The sequence below is a fragment of the Vibrio hepatarius genome, from assembly GCF_011806575.1.
Classification (GTDB): Bacteria; Pseudomonadota; Gammaproteobacteria; order Enterobacterales; family Vibrionaceae; genus Vibrio; species Vibrio hepatarius_A.
Genome location: NZ_JAATOO010000017.1, coordinates 25698 through 42652 on the forward strand (window position 1 = coordinate 25698; position 16955 = coordinate 42652).

General features: G+C 47.7%; 18 protein-coding genes. 8 read left to right on the forward strand and 10 right to left on the reverse strand.

All coding sequences use genetic code 11. From position 1 onward, the window contains the following. Positions 1 to 181 precede the first annotated feature (181 nt). On the forward strand, positions 182 to 1618 hold the full coding sequence (gene nhaD / locus HCZ42_RS14110; protein WP_167421293.1) for a sodium:proton antiporter NhaD: 1437 nt from the start codon (positions 182 to 184) through the stop codon (positions 1616 to 1618). Between the two features lie 103 nt (positions 1619 to 1721). Here nhaD and HCZ42_RS14115 read toward each other — a convergent pair whose 3' ends face one another. Beyond that, positions 1722 to 2198: a methylated-DNA--[protein]-cysteine S-methyltransferase gene (locus HCZ42_RS14115; protein WP_167421294.1), complete on the reverse strand. Its 477-nt coding sequence runs from the start codon at positions 2196 to 2198 to the stop codon at positions 1722 to 1724. Further along, a complete protein-coding gene (locus tag HCZ42_RS14120; RefSeq protein WP_167421295.1) occupies positions 2195 to 3556 on the reverse strand; it encodes a DNA-3-methyladenine glycosylase 2 family protein in 1362 nt (453 codons plus the stop codon). Before HCZ42_RS14120 ends, HCZ42_RS14115 begins: the two co-directional genes overlap by 4 nt. 154 nt (positions 3557 to 3710) lie before the next feature. On the opposite strand from HCZ42_RS14120, the gene HCZ42_RS14125 reads away from it, so the two are divergent. Further along, positions 3711 to 3914 carry a hypothetical protein gene (locus tag HCZ42_RS14125; RefSeq protein WP_167421296.1) on the forward strand — a complete coding sequence of 68 codons (204 nt, stop codon included), beginning with the start codon at positions 3711 to 3713 and terminating at the stop codon, positions 3912 to 3914. Positions 3915 to 4102: 188 nt separating this feature from the next. After that, positions 4103 to 4684 carry an FMN-dependent NADH-azoreductase gene (locus tag HCZ42_RS14130; RefSeq protein ID WP_167421297.1) on the forward strand — a complete coding sequence of 194 codons (582 nt, stop codon included), beginning with the start codon at positions 4103 to 4105 and terminating at the stop codon, positions 4682 to 4684. A gap of 61 nt (positions 4685 to 4745) precedes the next feature. Here the strand turns inward: HCZ42_RS14130 and HCZ42_RS14135 are convergent, their stop codons facing one another. Next, a complete protein-coding gene (locus HCZ42_RS14135; protein ID WP_167421298.1) occupies positions 4746 to 5639 on the reverse strand; it encodes a LysR family transcriptional regulator in 894 nt (297 codons plus the stop codon). Positions 5640 to 5846: 207 nt separating this feature from the next. Between HCZ42_RS14135 and HCZ42_RS14140 the strand changes: the two genes are divergently transcribed. Then, positions 5847 to 6200: a DUF413 domain-containing protein gene (locus tag HCZ42_RS14140; protein ID WP_167421299.1), complete on the forward strand. Its 354-nt coding sequence runs from the start codon at positions 5847 to 5849 to the stop codon at positions 6198 to 6200. A 122-nt stretch (positions 6201 to 6322) separates the two neighbouring features. Here the strand turns inward: HCZ42_RS14140 and HCZ42_RS14145 are convergent, their stop codons facing one another. Continuing rightward, the gene (locus HCZ42_RS14145) at positions 6323 to 6574 is read right to left on the reverse strand and encodes a DUF3081 domain-containing protein (protein WP_167421300.1); all 252 of its coding nucleotides are present in this window, start codon (positions 6572 to 6574) and stop codon (positions 6323 to 6325) included. Between the two features lie 272 nt (positions 6575 to 6846). Here HCZ42_RS14145 and speA point away from each other — a divergent pair, with 272 nt between their 5' ends. Then, the gene (gene speA / locus HCZ42_RS14150; protein WP_368484193.1) at positions 6847 to 8769 is read left to right on the forward strand and encodes a biosynthetic arginine decarboxylase; all 1923 of its coding nucleotides are present in this window, start codon (positions 6847 to 6849) and stop codon (positions 8767 to 8769) included. Beyond that, complete coding sequence (gene speB / locus HCZ42_RS14155; protein ID WP_167421302.1) at positions 8770 to 9696, forward strand: agmatinase; 927 nt, start codon at positions 8770 to 8772, stop codon at positions 9694 to 9696. Positions 9697 to 9755: 59 nt separating this feature from the next. On the opposite strand, the gene HCZ42_RS14160 is transcribed toward speB, so the two are convergent. From HCZ42_RS14160 to HCZ42_RS14170, 3 genes are all read right to left on the reverse strand, one after another. Further along, on the reverse strand, positions 9756 to 11144 hold the full coding sequence (locus HCZ42_RS14160; protein ID WP_167421303.1) for an SLC13 family permease: 1389 nt from the start codon (positions 11142 to 11144) through the stop codon (positions 9756 to 9758). A 159-nt stretch (positions 11145 to 11303) separates the two neighbouring features. Beyond that, positions 11304 to 12155 carry an alpha/beta fold hydrolase gene (locus HCZ42_RS14165; protein WP_167421304.1) on the reverse strand — a complete coding sequence of 284 codons (852 nt, stop codon included), beginning with the start codon at positions 12153 to 12155 and terminating at the stop codon, positions 11304 to 11306. Positions 12156 to 12247: 92 nt separating this feature from the next. Next, positions 12248 to 12835, reverse strand: a complete 588-nt coding sequence (locus HCZ42_RS14170) for a TetR/AcrR family transcriptional regulator (RefSeq protein ID WP_167421305.1) — start codon at positions 12833 to 12835, stop codon at positions 12248 to 12250. Between the two features lie 235 nt (positions 12836 to 13070). Between HCZ42_RS14170 and HCZ42_RS14175 the strand changes: the two genes are divergently transcribed. Continuing rightward, complete coding sequence (locus tag HCZ42_RS14175; RefSeq protein ID WP_167421306.1) at positions 13071 to 14093, forward strand: acyltransferase; 1023 nt, start codon at positions 13071 to 13073, stop codon at positions 14091 to 14093. Positions 14094 to 14175: 82 nt separating this feature from the next. Here the strand turns inward: HCZ42_RS14175 and HCZ42_RS14180 are convergent, their stop codons facing one another. Beyond that, on the reverse strand, positions 14176 to 14508 hold the full coding sequence (locus tag HCZ42_RS14180) for an ArsR/SmtB family transcription factor (RefSeq protein WP_167421307.1): 333 nt from the start codon (positions 14506 to 14508) through the stop codon (positions 14176 to 14178). A 277-nt stretch (positions 14509 to 14785) separates the two neighbouring features. Here HCZ42_RS14180 and HCZ42_RS14185 point away from each other — a divergent pair, with 277 nt between their 5' ends. Next, a complete protein-coding gene (locus tag HCZ42_RS14185; RefSeq protein ID WP_167421308.1) occupies positions 14786 to 15076 on the forward strand; it encodes a hypothetical protein in 291 nt (96 codons plus the stop codon). 89 nt (positions 15077 to 15165) lie between these two features. Here the strand turns inward: HCZ42_RS14185 and HCZ42_RS14190 are convergent, their stop codons facing one another. Both HCZ42_RS14190 and thiD read right to left on the reverse strand, forming a co-directional pair. Beyond that, the gene (locus tag HCZ42_RS14190) at positions 15166 to 15900 is read right to left on the reverse strand and encodes a phosphatase PAP2 family protein (protein WP_167421309.1); all 735 of its coding nucleotides are present in this window, start codon (positions 15898 to 15900) and stop codon (positions 15166 to 15168) included. A 136-nt stretch (positions 15901 to 16036) separates the two neighbouring features. Then, entirely contained in the window at positions 16037 to 16867 is an 831-nt protein-coding gene (gene thiD, locus HCZ42_RS14195; RefSeq protein WP_167421310.1) for a bifunctional hydroxymethylpyrimidine kinase/phosphomethylpyrimidine kinase, read from the reverse strand. Positions 16868 to 16955 lie beyond the last annotated feature (88 nt).

A 16955-nucleotide genomic window follows, 5' to 3' on the forward strand; every position in this document is an offset into this window, starting at 1 on the left:
GATATATACGGAATTTTTATCCAACAAGATGAATTTATATTGCAATGCCAATGAGTTCATAACACCATAATTTTCCAGTAAAAATGGGCGCAAAATCGACCATATCAAACCTATCTCACATATCAGACTGTGAATCCTGACTAGAATGATTTCATCATAACTAGAACTAAAGGATTGACGCATGAAATTGCAGTGGTCTGTTTTCGTTACTCTTTTATTGCTCCCTTTCTCAACGTTAGCCGCCAATACCACACATGAAACGATTCCGTTAACTCAATCTACTGTTGGTTATGCGTCACTGCTCATCTTTGGCGCGGCCTATACATTGGTCATGCTTGAGGAATACTTAAAGCTCAGAAAATCCAAGCCTGTTCTGCTCGCTGCGGGTTTGATCTGGGCGATGATCGGTTATGTCTACACCCAGCATGGGCAGATTGAGATCGCCAAAGAAGCTTTGGAGTACAACTTACTTGAGTATGCGGAGCTACTGCTGTTTTTGCTGGTCGCGATGACCTACATCAGCGCGATGGAAGAGCGAAGACTGTTTGATGCACTGCAAGCGTGGATGGTCAGCAAAGGATTTAACTTCCGTGCCCTGTTCTGGCTTACCGGTATTCTCGCGTTTTTTATTTCGCCAATCGCCGATAACTTAACAACCGCGTTATTGATGTGTGCGGTGATCATGAAAGTCGCTGGTGACAACCAAAAGTTCATCAATCTCGCTTGTATCAATATCGTGATAGCCGCCAATGCGGGCGGCGCATTTAGCCCGTTTGGTGATATTACCACCCTAATGGTGTGGCAAGCGGGCCATGTGTCATTCTCAGAGTTCCAGCCGCTGTTCTTGCCTTCCGTGGTCAACTACCTTGTTCCTGCGTTGGTGATGTCGCTATTTGTGCCGAATATGAAGCCAAATGTCGTCCACCAGCACGTAGAGCTTAAACGTGGCGCGCGCCGAATTGTCGCGCTGTTTATTTTAACCATTGCCACCGCGGTCGCGTTCCATGCTGTGCTGCACTTCCCACCCGTGATCGGCATGATGATGGGCTTGGCATACCTGCAATTCTTTGGCTACTTCCTGCGTAAAACCCTTAAAGCGTCGCTACATAAAAAAGCCGCGCTCGCCATTGCCAACCGAGATGACTTCGCCTTGAAACGTTTAGGCTCGGTGGTGCCATTTGACGTATTCAGACGAGTTTCACACGCCGAATGGGATACCTTGCTGTTTTTCTATGGCGTGGTGATGTGTGTCGGTGGCCTGAGCCTACTCGGCTACTTAGGATTAATCTCAGAGGTGATGTACACCCAGTGGGACCCAATGTGGGCCAATATCATGGTTGGTATTCTCTCGGCGATTGTCGATAACATTCCCGTGATGTTTGCGGTTCTGACGATGGAGCCGATGATGTCGATCGGTAACTGGCTATTAGTGACTTTAACTGCGGGAGTGGGGGGTAGTTTGCTTTCCATCGGTTCAGCCGCAGGCGTGGCACTGATGGGAGCGGCTCACGGTAAATACACCTTCTTTGGTCATTTGAAGTGGATGCCGGTGATCGCCTTGGGCTATGTCGCCAGTATCTTGGTGCACCTCATGCTTAACGCAAACTTGTTCAATTAAAAGCACCAATAAACAAAGAGGCAAAGCGATGTGGCTTTGCCTCAATGATTTATAAGCACATTCACTTTTATCCGACAGCCAATAAGTGACCACTTACTAACAGTTAGCCTTTTTGCTCAAGTTTGAGTAATTTCTCTTTGCGCTCAACGCCACCCGCATAACCGGTAAGCTTGCCATTTTTGCCGATCACGCGATGACACGGCACGATAATAGAGATTGGATTTTTTCCGTTCGCCAGCCCCACCGCTCGCACCGCTTTCGGATTACCGATCGCGTCAGCTAAGTCTTGATAACTCCATGTCTCGCCGTATGGAATCGTCATGAGAGCTCGCCAAACCTGCATCTGAAACGGCGTACCTTTAGCAGCCAGCGGCAACGAAAACTCGCATCTTTGTCCGCCAAAGTACTCTGTTAGTTGCTTCTCCGCCTCTAGCAAAGCCGGCAAGCTACGCTCGTATTGACCTAAGTCTTCCGGTTGGGTGGTCTGAGTTTCAAACCAAGCGCCCAATAGTCCCTCATCGTTGGCTTGAATGGTCATCTTGCCAAGCGGCGTATCTATCGTGGTGTAACAAGTGTTCATGCGTGGCTCCAACAATGAAAAGTGGCGTAACTCCCCCAAGGAGCGACAGATTGTGTGTTAACTGACGGGAATTGTTGCAGCATTTTCTTCACCACGAGATCCCCATCAAGAAAACAATTTGGTTCAGACGCACCGCGCAGGCGTGCATAGTTAATCGTCCAAGGACCAATCCCTTTTAGCGCTAGCCACTGCTCTGGCGACGCATCGGGCGTGTGCGTCATAAATTGGGCAAAGCAGCTTAATGTCTCTTTGCGACTTTGCGGCATACGTAAAAAACTTAAATCTGCTTGGCCAACTTCTTGCGGGGTAGGAAAATGGCTAATCGTTTCAGGTTGCAGCGTGCTCGCGAGTAAATTCAATTGACCGATCGCCGCTTTGATCGACACCTGCTGGCCTAAAATCGCCCGAACACCCGCTTCCCAAGTACTCCAGACACCGGGAATACGAATCCCGCTGCGTTTCACCAGATCAGGCGCAACTTCACCCAATTGCTGCTCGATATGCAACACATCGGCGTCCAAGTCGAACATTCGTCTGAGCTGATTGACCAGTGCTTTGAGCTGACGGGTATCATCGAGTTTAAACTCGACGCGCATCGTGCCAGCTTTGCTAGGATAAATTTTAAACCAACCGTTACAGTCACCAAGTTTGAACGAGCGCTGATAGCTAAGTTCGTCCACCAGCTCCAGTCCTTCAATTGCCCTTAGGCGATAAAAGTCCAACATGTGTTGCCAATCGAGCGGCCCTTTAAACGCTAAGTCGATGTGGTTAATGTCATGTTCTGATTCGGTGTCTTTACGAACTTGGCTAGGGGTCAATTTGAGTACCTGTTTGAATGCATCGTTAAATCGGCGCACGCTATTGAAGCCGCTGGCAAACGCGACCTCAGTAATCGACATGCTGCTAGAGTGGAGTAGTTGCTTAGCGAACATCAACTGGTGGTATAGCGCGTATTGCTTCGGCGCCATACCGAGATGGTGTTGAAACAGTTGGCGCAAATAGCGGTCGCTGATGCCGACTCGTTCCGCCAACTCGGCTAAAGTTGCGTGTTGCAGCTCACCTTGCTCAATGAGCTTTAACGCTCTTAAAAACGTCGTCTCGACACCTTTCCAAGCCCAAGAGCTGGGCGCGCTATCTGGGCGGCAGCGCAAACAAGGACGATACCCTGCCTGCAGGGCCTGCGCTTTATCAACGAAATATTCAACGTTCTCTTCTTTTGGCAAATTCGCCGGACAAATCGGGCGACAAAATATGCCCGTCGTCTTGACCGCGATGTAAAACTGGCCGTCAAACCGAGCGTCTCTCGCCTGCCTAGCACTTTGGAATTGCTTCAGCGCAAATGGAGAAATATCGACCACGTTGGATTTCCTGCTAATCCGTTCACTTACCCTCGAGTTTAAATCACTGTTCACTAAATACTAGCCATTTTCGGAACTCAATTGAGTTGGCTAATCAGCCAAACTCATCTACATTAGGAACCTCATACAGCATAATAAAAAAGGAACGTTGGCTATGAATCTGTGCTCTTGCACAATTGTGCTTAAAAATAATCACACTATGACATTTGATAATGTTGAACAAACCCTTGGCATTATTGATGAGCACGGTGTGAACAATATCGACAACATTACAATTGCGACATCTGATGGTAAAAATACTCTTTCTTACAATAACTTAACTATAGAAGAGTCTATCGAGAGCTTAATGAGTCTTTAAGCCAAATCTCATGCCAGTTGAGCTTCGTCAGTGCTCAACTGGCTGTTTCCCCAAGTCCATGTTCAAATTTTTTGAATTCGTTGCTCAAATTCTTCTGATTCAGTCACTCCCCATCTCGTCATAAACTCAATCTCAACAGAAACAGGTAGGTCTACAACCTAGCGCCTAATCCAGTAAGAGAGACATATATGACGAACACACTTGTACTAAAATCCAGCATTCTTGGCGAACACTCACAATCAAGCCAACTGATCGACCACGTACTTGAAGGCAAAACCGGCATCATTGAGCGTGATTTAGCGGCAAACCCACTGCCAGTACTGGATATGAACGTTGCAACTGCCCTACGTGGCTCTGCAGATGATCTATCTGACGAGCTTAAAGCGGTGTTAGATCTATCAAATCAGTTGATCAACGAGCTAAAATCGGCGGATCAAGTGATCATCGGCGCACCAATGTACAACTTCATGGTACCCACTCAGCTTAAAAACTGGTTTGACTTAATTGCTCGTGCAGGTGTGACTTTCTCGTACACAGAAAATGGACCTATTGGTCTGATTGAAAACAAGAAAGCGATCATTGTGACAACTCGTGGCGGTCTACACAAAGACTCACCACGTAACTCTATCGAGAGCTACCTAACTACAATGCTAGGCTTTATCGGTATTACAGACGTTGAGTTTGTTTACGCTGAAGCTCTCAACATGGGTGAAGAATCAGCAGCCGCAGCGCGTGACCAAGCGCGCGCGCAGCTAGCTGAACTGGTATAAAACCACACACAATAAAAAACCTCGGCATGCCGAGGTTTTCTTGTTTTATCGCTGAGTCAAATTACTCGTCAACCGGAAAGTCTGCCATTTGCTGCAAGCTGTAAGCCGTTACCGGGTCGATGGTTTTCACTAACTCTTCCAGTTGCTTAATCGCTTCGATTGAGGTGCTCGCTTTACGGTAACTCAAGTAGATTGGGCGACACCAATCGGCGACCTCTTTGACCTTGTAAAGTTGACCACTGGCAAGGAACGGTTCCACCAACGAGGCAGGTAAGTAAGCACTTCCTCCCTTCTCAAGAATGAAGTCTAAAGCGATACGCGCGGTAGAGGTTCTCAGATACGGCGCTGGTACTTTTGGATGACGCTCTGCGTGCTCAGAGGCAAACTTGGTGCCCCAATCCACATACACGTATTTATCCTCGAATACTTGGTCTAACTCGTTTTCGTGCGTTGAGACCAGAACCAGCACCACATCGGCGACTTTCTTGCAATTAAGTTCATCGGCTTTGATCGGGTCAAAGGCGAATGCCATATCCAAGGTGCGTTCTTGTAGGCTGCGATTTAACGATTCACGGCTAAGGATTTCGGCCATAAAGCCATAGCCTTCAAACGCATCGGTCACCAAACTCAAACAGTTTTGTAGGTAAGCATCCCATACGTTTGGCGTCCCGCCGAGCGTCAATTGCAACGCTTTGCCACTCTCAAGCGAGAGCTCCAACTTGGCTTGCTGTAACGTAGACACCATGACCTCAGCGTAGCCGATCAAACGTTCGCCCGCAGACGTCAACTTGATGTTGTTTCTGTCACGGATAAACAGTTGGGTATCAAAATAACTTTCAAGCTGTTTGATACGCGCACTGACGGCGGCTTGGGTGATATACAGGTTTTCAGCGGCACGACCAAAGTGGCGCACATTGGCGAGTTCTAAAAACGTCCTGAAGACTTTTACGTCCATCTACTTTCCTCTAGGTGCAATCTTCCAAGGGTAACAAATAAGGAAACGTTACTGACCATCTCTTAAACAAACTGTTACCTATGCTTCATAAAAATGTTTAATTGAGACGATAAAAAGGTTTTGTTTTTCTTTTATTAAATTTGCGCCTAATTTTCGCTTTGTACCGTTCAGGGTAATTATCAATGTAGGTTTATAGAGGCTACTGAAATGTCTGACACTCAATTCCGTCACGGCAAAAAACGTTTTTACGACAACAGCAAATTTCCACGAGGTTTTGCTAAGTCTGGTGATTTTACGCTTGCAGAAGAAGAAATTCTAATGCTTTATGGCGATACTATGGCTGGCTTGGAATCGGGTGAAATTTCTCCTGAGAACTCTGAGGAGAAGCATTTCGTAAAAGTTATCGAAAACCCAGGTAAGGCTAAAACAAAACTCGAGCGAGTTTGGTTGAAGTACACACAGTTAGCGCGTGGACGCAAACGCTTCCATACATTAAATGGCCGCAACAAGCCTGACGCATCTGAAGATTACTCTGAAGACGCGGTATTGGAAGAAGACTAATCTTTCTCCAGAGCCCCTGAGCAAAAGCAAAGGGGCTTTGTTTTATCTGCTACTAGCTCAAGCGAGCGAAACTATCTCCACGCAGCGACAGCTCAATGCGGCGAACTTTCCTTTCCCCTTATCTACTTCGCTAACATCGCGACTTTTTTCAAAAAGCTATCACGCAAGTGTTCTTGGTCGTACTCAAGATGATAAGTGTTGTGAAAACCGACTTTGAGTTCCACACCATTGCCGCGCATATACACGTTGTAACCGTCATAATCTGAAAAGGCTTCTACGCCCTCATAGATTCTGCCAAATTCGGTTGGTGTCCCGTTCGCCATCACATTCTCATAAGCTTGTAGCACTTTGGCCGGATCGAGTTCGTTTTTCATCTGTACTATCCTCATTGCCTTTACACTTTAAGTATCGGCAGCAACAGATTGTTTTGCCATTTCGCCGCGTGCGTTAGATCAAAATTCGAGCGCGTTTTGCTCGCTGAATTCTGAGTAACGTTAATCAATAAGACAAAACTATTTTGTTAGACTCAAGGCGTGTTTTGTCCGTTAATGCGCTCGTCACGGTTGCCTTAATAAACCCATCCTCAGCGCCGTGTCAGGTATGATTTCAGGCCCTTCTGATTCATGTTTTATTCTCTCTGTTCTTTGTGAGATTAGATGTGGAAATAACTTCCAAACTCGATCGCGTGCGCGCTGATTACAACGTTCAACACTGGAGCCAAGGCTTCTACGGTATCGATAACCAAGGCGAAGTGTATGTATCGCCCGCTTTCGGTCAGGATCACCAAGTTCCTTTAAGCCATATCGTTACCCAGTTGGAACAGCACCAGCTTAACCTACCAGTATTGGTACGCTTCCCTCAGATCTTGCACCAGCGCGTGCACGGTATCTGCCATGCGTTTAACCAAGCGATCGACGAGTATCAGTATCAGAATAACTACCTGTTGGTTTACCCAATCAAAGTTAACCAACAAAAAGAAGTGGTCGACGAGATACTCGCCAGCCAAGCGCAGCTAGAGACCAAACAGCTCGGCCTAGAGGCGGGTAGCAAACCTGAATTGTTAGCAGTATTGGCGCTGGCACAAAAAGCCAGTTCGGTGATCGTTTGTAACGGCTACAAAGACCGCGAATACATCCGCTTGGCGTTGATCGGTGAAAAGCTAGGCCACAAGGTCTTTATCGTCTTAGAAAAGCTTTCTGAGCTGGACTTGGTGCTAAAAGAAGCACGCAGCTTAGGCGTGAAGCCACGTATGGGTATCCGTATTCGTCTTGCGTCACAAGGCGCGGGCAAATGGCAATCAAGCGGCGGTGAAAAGTCTAAGTTTGGCTTGGCGGCGTCTCAGGTACTGACTGTCATTGAGCGCCTAAAGCAAGAAGAGCAGCTCGATGCGTTGCAATTGGTGCACTTTCACCTTGGCTCGCAAATGGCGAACATCCGCGATATCCGTAACGGCGTGAACGAATCTGCACGTTTTTACTGCGAGCTGCGTGAAATGGGCGCACAAATCCAATACTTTGATATTGGTGGTGGTTTGGCGGTGGACTACGACGGTACACGAAGCCAGTCATCGAACTCGATGAACTATGGTCTGATTGAATACGCGCGTAATATCGTCAACACTGTGGGTGACGTATGCAAGCAGTACCAGCAACCGATGCCGACGATTATCTCGGAATCGGGACGTTCTCTGACGGCGCATCATGCGGTGTTGATCACCAATGTGATTGGTACCGAAGCGTATTACCCAGAACAAGTTAGTGAGCCAGAATCTGACGACCCAATGCTGCTACAAAACATGTGGCGCAACTGGCAAAACCTACAAGACGACGGCGATGCACGTGCGTTGATTGAGATCTACAACGACACCCAAAGCGACTTGGCGGAAGTGCACTCTCAATTCGCCACTGGCGTGCTGAACTTACAGCAACGCGCGTGGGCAGAGCAGCTTTCTCTGAGAATTTACTTCGAGCTAAGCCGCAAGATGAGCACGAAAAACCGCTTCCACCGCCCTATTTTGGACGAGTTGAGCGAAAGACTGGCGGATAAGTTCTTTGTTAACTTCTCGCTGTTCCAATCGCTACCAGACTCTTGGGGGATTGACCAAGTGTTCCCTGTACTGCCATTGTCAGGGCTGGATGAAGTCGAAGAGCGCCGCGCGGTTATGCTGGACATCACCTGTGACTCTGACGGTGCGATCGAGCAGTATGTTGACGGCCAAGGTATTGAAACTAGCTTACCCGTACCGGCTTGGAACAAAGATAAGCCGTACTTAATGGGCTTTTTCCTGGTTGGCGCGTATCAAGAGATATTAGGTGATATGCACAACCTGTTTGGTGACACGCACAGCGCGGTGATTACCGTTAACGCGCAGGGCGAACCGGTTATCGAACGTATTGATGAAGGCGACAGTGTCGAAGACATGATGCGCTATGTACATATTGATGTAGACAATATTCGCAGCCACTACCGCGAATTGGTTGCTGAGCGCGTTAACCACGCTGAGCAGCAAAGTGTACTCAACGAACTTGAGCAAGGCTTAAGTGGCTACACCTATTTAGAGGATTTCTAAATGAACGATTTATTTAGTAAAACCGATTATTCGCTTTACTCAAACTCGATGAGTTTTATGCGCCTACCTTACGTGCGCAATCCAGTCGATACCGAAGCGGATCTGGTTGTGCTGGGTGTGCCACTCGACATGGCGACATCCGGTCGCCCTGGTGCACGTATGGGACCAGACGCGATTCGTCGCGCTTCGGTTAACCTTGCCTGGGAAGGTAAGAAATTCCCTTGGGATTTCAACGTATTTAAACGTGCGAAAGTGATTGATGCCGGTGATTTGGTCTTTGATTGTGGTGACGCAGAAGACTTTACTTACCGCTTGGAAGCGGCGACTAACGAAATCATCAAAAGCGGCAAAACGATGTTGGCCCTCGGTGGTGACCACTTTATCACCCTGCCAATCCTGCGCGCGTACGCGAAACACCACGGTGAAATGGCGTTGATTCACTTCGACGCCCATACCGATACCTACGCGAATGGTAGCGCTTACGACCACGGCACGATGTTTTATCATGCGCCGAATGAAGGGCTGATTTCGCCGAAACACTCGGTTCAAATTGGTATTCGTACCCAGTACGAGCAAGAAGATCACGGTTTTAACGTCATCAACGCCATGGAAGCGAATGACCTAGACGCTGAGTCGATCGTCATTCGTATCCGCGACATCATCGGCAACAAGCCGGTGTATGTGACGTTTGATATCGACTGTCTTGACCCCGCTTTTGCGCCGGGTACAGGTACCCCCGTCTGCGGTGGTTTGAACTCAGACAAGGTACTGAAGATTTTGCGTGGTTTGGCGGGCGTGAACATTGTTGGCATGGACGTAGTAGAAGTTTCACCTCCGTACGACCACAGCGATGTGACTGCACTGGCTGGTGCGACGATCGCGCTTGAGTTGATGTACGCGTGGGCAAGCAGCCGTGAAGAGCAATAACGGCAATTAAGCGATGTAAAAAGGGAGCCATTGGCTCCCTTTTGGTTTACTCAGTTGGATTAAATCCAGAAGGTCATCGCAATAAAGCTTAGCGCGATGATACAAACGATGTTCAGGATGATACCCACTCGCATCATCTCACTCTGTTTCACATGACCAGAACCGAATACGATCGCGTTTGGCGGCGTGGCCACTGGCAACATAAACGCACAAGATGCAGATACTGCAATCAGCACCGACAAGACTACTGGCGACATGCCGAACGCTTCTGCAACAGTAGCGAATACCGGAATCAAAAGCGCCGCACTCGCTGTGTTGCTGGCAAATTCAGTCAAGAACACCACAAAGATGGCGATAACCGCCACGATAAAGAAGAATCCTAGGTGAGAAATCATATCGCTTAGCTCGTTCGCCAAGAAGACACTGGTGCCGGTTGCTTTCAAAACGTTACTCAAACAAATACCACCACCAAACAGTAGCAATACGCCCCAGTCTGCGGTCTTTTCAATGTCTTTCCAATGCACCACACGGGCAAAGCTCACTGCTACGATGGCACAAAGCGCAACAATCGTATCGAACTTCGCGTAGCCGCCAAGCATGGCATTAATCGGCTTGCTAAAGATCCAGCAGATTACGGTCGCGGCGAAAATCGCCAGTGTAACCACTTTACCTTTGTCCCAATCAACAGGCTCAGCATTAAGCTCAAACTGGCCGTTTAGATCAGGCTTAAGTACGAAGTAAAGAATCGCAATCATCAGTGGCATCATGATAAGCGCAGTCGGTAGGCCAAAGCTCATCCATTCGGTAAAGCTCAAACCCACTTCTGCCGCAGCGATGGCGTTTGGTGGGCTACCTACTACCGTTGCAATACCACCGATACTCGCGCTGTAAGCGATACCCAACAGAACAAACACGTAAGTCTTATGGCCACTTTCTGAGTTCACTTTGCTGAGTACGCCCAGTACCAGCGGCAGCATCATCGCTGTGGTGGCGGTATTACTGATCCACATTGAAAGACCAGCGGTCACACCGAACAGCATAAACACCGCGACACTCATTTTGCCTTTGGCAAAAATCAGCACCTTGTCTGCGATGACTTTGTCGAGTCCTTGGCGATGCATAGCCGCAGCCAGTGCGAAACCGCCAAGAAAGAGGAAGATGATCGAGTTAGCGAAGTTATTGAGCGCTGTTTGCGTATTAAATACACCAAACAACACCGCCATGATCGGCACTAAAATCGCGGTAACGGTGACATGCAGGGCTTCAGTCAACCAAAGAATCGCAACAAACACCAACATGCTGAGTCCCAAGACAACTTGAGGCTCAAATGGAAGCGTAAAATACATCAACGCAAACAAAAAGATGTCTGCGATGATGATCATACTGTTGCGGTTTAGAAACCATTCTCGGGTATTAGTGGGCAAAGGGACACTATCATTTCTATTCATTATTATATTTCCTTAAGAGGGCCTTGTGGCATAGCAAATGATCCCACACAACCTGTTGGAGAAATAATTTTTCATTGCGAATTTGTTAAGCATATCAAGTTCATGCGTACGAATGTTAACAATGTGAATAGAATGCACACTAAACCATATGGGGAGTGATTACTTAGTCACCAACCTATCAAAACTGTCCATTACTTGTTGGCATTTCATCACTCGTCCATGACCTTGTCCTTGGGTGGCGACTATGCTGACATTATCCGTCTCTTGCGCCACTTTTTCAGAGATAGAGAACGGCGTAAATCTGTCCCCTTCGTCATGAACAATAATCGTCGCTGCCGTGCGCTGTTTCAGTTTTCCAATTGGGTCGATGGACTGAAGCGGATAGCGGTATTGCGTCTGAACCTTATCGACGACTGCGTTAAACAGGCGCATTGAGTATCCTGAACGCTCCACACTACCAAACAGGTTGTTGAGGTAGTCGAGCACCGGCGCAATCAACAGCATAGGTTTATCCACCAGCTTTTGGTGATGACATTCAATCGCCGACACCGTGCCCATACTATGACCCACAATCCCTGCCACCTCCTCTAAGCTATCGAGCACTGCTTCGAGGCCTAACACAAACGCAGGAATATGCCCGTACACGCCTTCACTTTGACCGTGTGCAGGATGGTCGTACGCCAGTGCGGTAAATCCTTGGCTCGCGATATGTTCCATCAAGGGATAAAACTGGCTTGAGCTGCCTGACCAGCCGTGGGTAAGAACCCAAACAGGTCCGCTACCCAAACGATAGGTTTTCAGTATGCCTTCTTTCGACAGCACTTCACCTTTGACTAGCCCTTGCGGCTCTGCGTTTTTAGGCTTAGTTCGGGCTGGTGTGAGCAGTAACTTACGCGCGGTCTTCTCCGCGTGTTTCGGCGTTAGCGTGTGGTGCAAACGGGTACTCAAGTTGATCATGCTTTTCTTAAAGCTGAACTTTTTCGACGTATTAAAGTAGATCTTCTCACTCATTGGAGTTGTCCTATATGTCACCCGCAAAAAAACGAACGACCGTGCTATTTTCAATTAAACAATAAGCCGAACACACGGTTCAGCTTGGATTATCACTTCCAGCTAACGACTAGCCTTTCAACACCATTCCAGAAGTGCTCATAACTCGCTTGTTGTCCGTGTATCGAGTAAAACAGGTGCGCACTCAGATACAATCCATACAACTCAAACGTTGCCTGCTTCGGGTCGAGATCGGCTCGAAACTCTTGGCTTTCTACCCCTTTGGCAATTTGAATACGCAAATACTCAATCCAGGTTGCAATGGTCTTCTTTAGTTTCTGTTGGGTAGGCGTTGGCTCAACGCCCGCTTCTTTCCACGCATCCAAAAACATACAACTGCCTTGAAACGAGTGGTTCCAACCCAACCAGTTATCCAAAAGGGTGTGAATCTTTTTCTCTATTGTCTGTTCACTCTGCTCGCGAGCAGGCGCGATCACACGTTGGACAAACACCTGATTGGCGTACTCCAATACCGCGACCTGAAGATTGTCTTTCGAGTTAAAGTGCGCGAACAAGCCGCTTTTTGACATGCCACAATGCTTTGCCAACTCACCGATAGTCAGGCTTTCTAAACCGTTCTCACTCGCCAATGCGAACGCTTTACTAAGGATATTTTCTTTGGTGACTCTGCCTTTACTCATACAACTCTCTCTTACAGACTTATTTAGTTTTAGCACGAACGTTCTTTTTTTCAACTTTTATTTTGCATATATCTATAAGCATGGTGTCCACTCGCATAGATCTTAACGGAGTGAAGTGAGTCGCAAATCTTCCTACCAACGCGTCTTTAATATGCAACCTAGGCTCTGAGACAAACCTATCAGTGAATAAGTTTGATATATCTTGCTTCGTTTTTGATTTTTAAGAATATCGGTTATGCAAACTAAAAAGATTCAAAGTATTGAGTTCGGCCGCGTGGTAGCGATTTTTGCGATCCTCGCTATGCACTGCCAGTTATTCGTCAGTTACTGGCAATATGATGGAGCCCCTTGGGTGGCGTATATTTTCAACCAATCGACCCGATTTGCTGTACCGCTATTTTTCTTGATTTCAGGGTATCTTATCCATCCAAAGCTGGTTGCAGAGCCGATGGTGGCGTTGCGTCGCTACTGCTCACCTTTGCTAAGAGTGTTTGTGGTTTGGAGCATCATCAGTTTACTGATGCCGTTCAACTTTCAGGTGCTTGCCGAACACGGTTACTTAGCAGAGCGTCAAGGATACTGGAGCTTTCTAGCTCAAACGCCACTCAACTCTCTGCTGGAAGGCGGGCTCGTTCACCTATGGTTTATCCCAGCCCTAATCTTGGCAGCGACAATCACCGCTTGCTTAGCGAGAGCCAAACGCCTTGAGCTATTGATACCGCTTGCGTTTGTTCTTTACGTCTATGGTGTACTAGCGGGCAGCTACCAAGTTGTCACTGACTTCTGGTCACCGTTCTTCACCCGTAACGGACCGTTCTTTAGTACCTTGTTATTTGCGATTGGCTTTACTATCCGTCAAGACAACATTAAAGCCACCAGCCGACAAGCGTTAATGCTTGCAGGGGTTGGCATGCTGTTACACTTTGGCGAAGCACTGCTTCTTAACGGTCATGGGCAAGCGTTCAATAGCAACGATTACTTATTTGGCACTTTCTTGTGGGGCACAGGTATCTTCTTATGGCTCTTAGCAAAACCTGAGCTCGGTGCAGGCCGTTGGATTACTTCCCTATCGAAGTATGTACTCGCGATCTATGTTGCCCACCTGCCTATAATCATTTTGATGATGAACTTTGCTGGCTTTAACGGCCTAACTGGGCTTGGACATGACCTCACGGTATTGTTTGGCAGCGTGCTGTTAACGCTATTGCTGATCAAAGGTTTAGAAAAAACGCCGCTCTACCCGTGGCTATTCCGTTAGGTGTAACACGTTATCAAGACAAACAAAAAAAGCGACGGTCTCACACCATCGCTTTTTTGTCGTTTTCAAATCGCAAAGAGGATTACTTTGGCGACGGCTTCGACGCACAAACGTTGTCAGCGTGACAAGCCTCTTCTGTGCAGCATTCCGCTTTAAGAAAGCCGATCACATCGTCAAGGCATTGATACTCGGCAACACAATACAGGGTTCGACCTTCGCGGCGCTGACTCAATAGCCCCGCCGACGCCAAGCTGGAAATATGGTGAGACAATGTGGAACCCGGCACATCAAGTCTTTCTTGAATCGCGCCAACCGCGACTCCCTTGTAGCCCGCTTTTACGATGGTCTTGTAAATAGCCAAACGAGTCGGATGCCCTAATTCTTTTAGTGCTTTCGCGACAACTTCCAGTTCCATTAAAAACTCCCAAACAAACTAACATTTCCAAAATAATGGAAATATGTGTTTTTTGCAATCATCGTTCGCTAATAACTGTGTGACTTGAGCCATTTTGAGCTTGAAAACTTATGATGGCATCCAATCACCCATTTGTAGCGAACCAAAATCAAGCATTTACAGGATACAATTCGGCGAATATTAATCTGTATCAAAGTTCATGTTTGTTTCATAAATAAGCGCCGAACGCTGTCCTACACTTAGTGGGAATGTAGGCAGACTAAGCAAGGAGCAAACAATGATCTCGGTACACAGAAAATACGAGCTGAAAGGCACCACGCACTTCCATGCTCATATTGAAGTTAACCCTGTCGGCATACTGGACGTGGAAATTATTGAGAATAAGCAACACCACAAAGCAGAGCTGTGCGACGTTGGCTTTAAGAAACTGAATGGTCGCACTCAGGTTTATGGCAAACAAGGTAAAGCGCAATGGGCGCTGGATCTGCACGATAAAGACGCGTCTGAACTAAACCACTTAATCGTGGAAGCCAATGAAGAGTTTGAAACCTTAATGCGTGATTTATGAATTTCGCGCCCTTTTCTAACATTCCGTTGCTCAGAGTCTGCTGTCGCGCAGCGGAATGTTGATTGCCCGTTTCGCGAGTGTTACCCCACCTACTGAACGAGGCGTTGCTGAAGCTTGTACGACACCCCTTCAAAAGTTGGCGTTAACATGTACACCAACGCAATAAATGACGCCGCACCGATAAGATCAACCGGTCTATGCATGCCAAGCCACAATCGGCTGTAGGCAACACTGAGCGCCCAGACCAGCAAAACCGCACTCAACACATACTGTTTGCGTTGCAAGAAGATATTGCCAAAGAACACCAAGCAGATCGCGACAAACACCGTATGGCCCGAAGGAAAAGAGTAATCCGTCTCACCCTGCCAATGCTGGATTCGCCAAGGGCTGACTTTCTCTGCCACTTTTTTAAGCACCTGCGTTTGTTGCTCTGTGGTCAGATTATAAAAGTGTTCAGGTTGTGGGATGAGCAGTTCGTGGGCAAGCACTTCGGTATACGGGCGCGGACTTTCTGTCATCTGCTTTAGCCCCGTTTTAGCCGCAAAGCCAATCACCAAAATCACACCAAGTTGCAGCAGTTGAGCCAGTAACTGACGATTAATCCCAGTCAGCTTGACCGTAACAGCGAGTAATAGCCCAAGAGTTAAAAGAAAACCACGCGAGCCTGCTGAATCCGTAAAAAGAGTAAAAAACATCCCGACATTATCTGACACTTTACCCGTCAGATTGATCGGAGATACGACGAATGAAACCACGGCAGTCACAAGAATAAATGTGCCCAGCAGTGCTAATCCAGCTCGCTTGTTTATTAGATACTCTTTCACGTTTTCGCTTCATGGGTCGTTGATAGACGATGGATTCTATTAGACGCCTCTGCGTGATTTCTTTAATCAACTTCTTGTCAATTTCGTGAAAGTAAGTATTTAGGATGAGACAAATTCCTACACGGTGAAATACACCTTAACGCACATTCACATGGCCATTGAAAAAATGGTGCACCGGACCATGACCACCACCAACCGCCAGTTCATCAGCATGGGCAATCGCCTGTGAAATGTATTGTTTACCAAGGTAGACCGCTTTATGTAATCGGTTACCTTGCGCCAGATAAGAAGCGATCGCCGAAGAGAGCGTACAACCAGTGCCATGCGTGTTTACCGTTAGGTGACGTTTGGCGCGTAGCAATTCGCTGGAGTGCGGTTGGATAAGCAAATCATTGCTGTTGGCGTCTTGCTCAAGATGACCGCCTTTCAACAGCACCGAATGCGCACCCAACGCACGTAAATCGGCGATCAGCGCCCCCATTTCTTCTTCACTTTGCGGCACAGGTTTACCCACTAAAGCCGCCCCTTCAGGTAAGTTGGGCGTTAACAAATCAGCCATAGGGATCAACTCTTGTTTGAGGGTGCTGATAGCGTTCTGTTGCAACAAAAGATCACCGCTGGTGGCGACCATCACAGGGTCAATCACCAAGAACTTTGGCGTGTATTGTCTTAGCTTGCGCGCCACCAACTGAATGATATTCGCATCCGCCAGCATGCCGATTTTCACCGCGACGATATTGAGGTCAGAAAACACCGCGTCGAGTTGGCTTTCAATATGCTCGAGTGGCACGGGATGTATTGAGCGGACGCCCCGGGTGTTCTGAGAGGTAATCGCGGTGATCACCGAACACGCGTAGCTGCCGGTGGCAGAGATGGCTTTGATATCGGCTTGAATTCCCGCACCGCCGCCGCTGTCTGAGCCTGCGATGGTTAATACGATTGGGGTGGTGTCTTGTGAATGCGGCATGGTCGCTCCTACTACAAGACGTATAAGAACTGACTCTGCCCAAGTAGAGAGTGGAAGTATCCTACTTACAGCGAGTGCCTCGCACAGA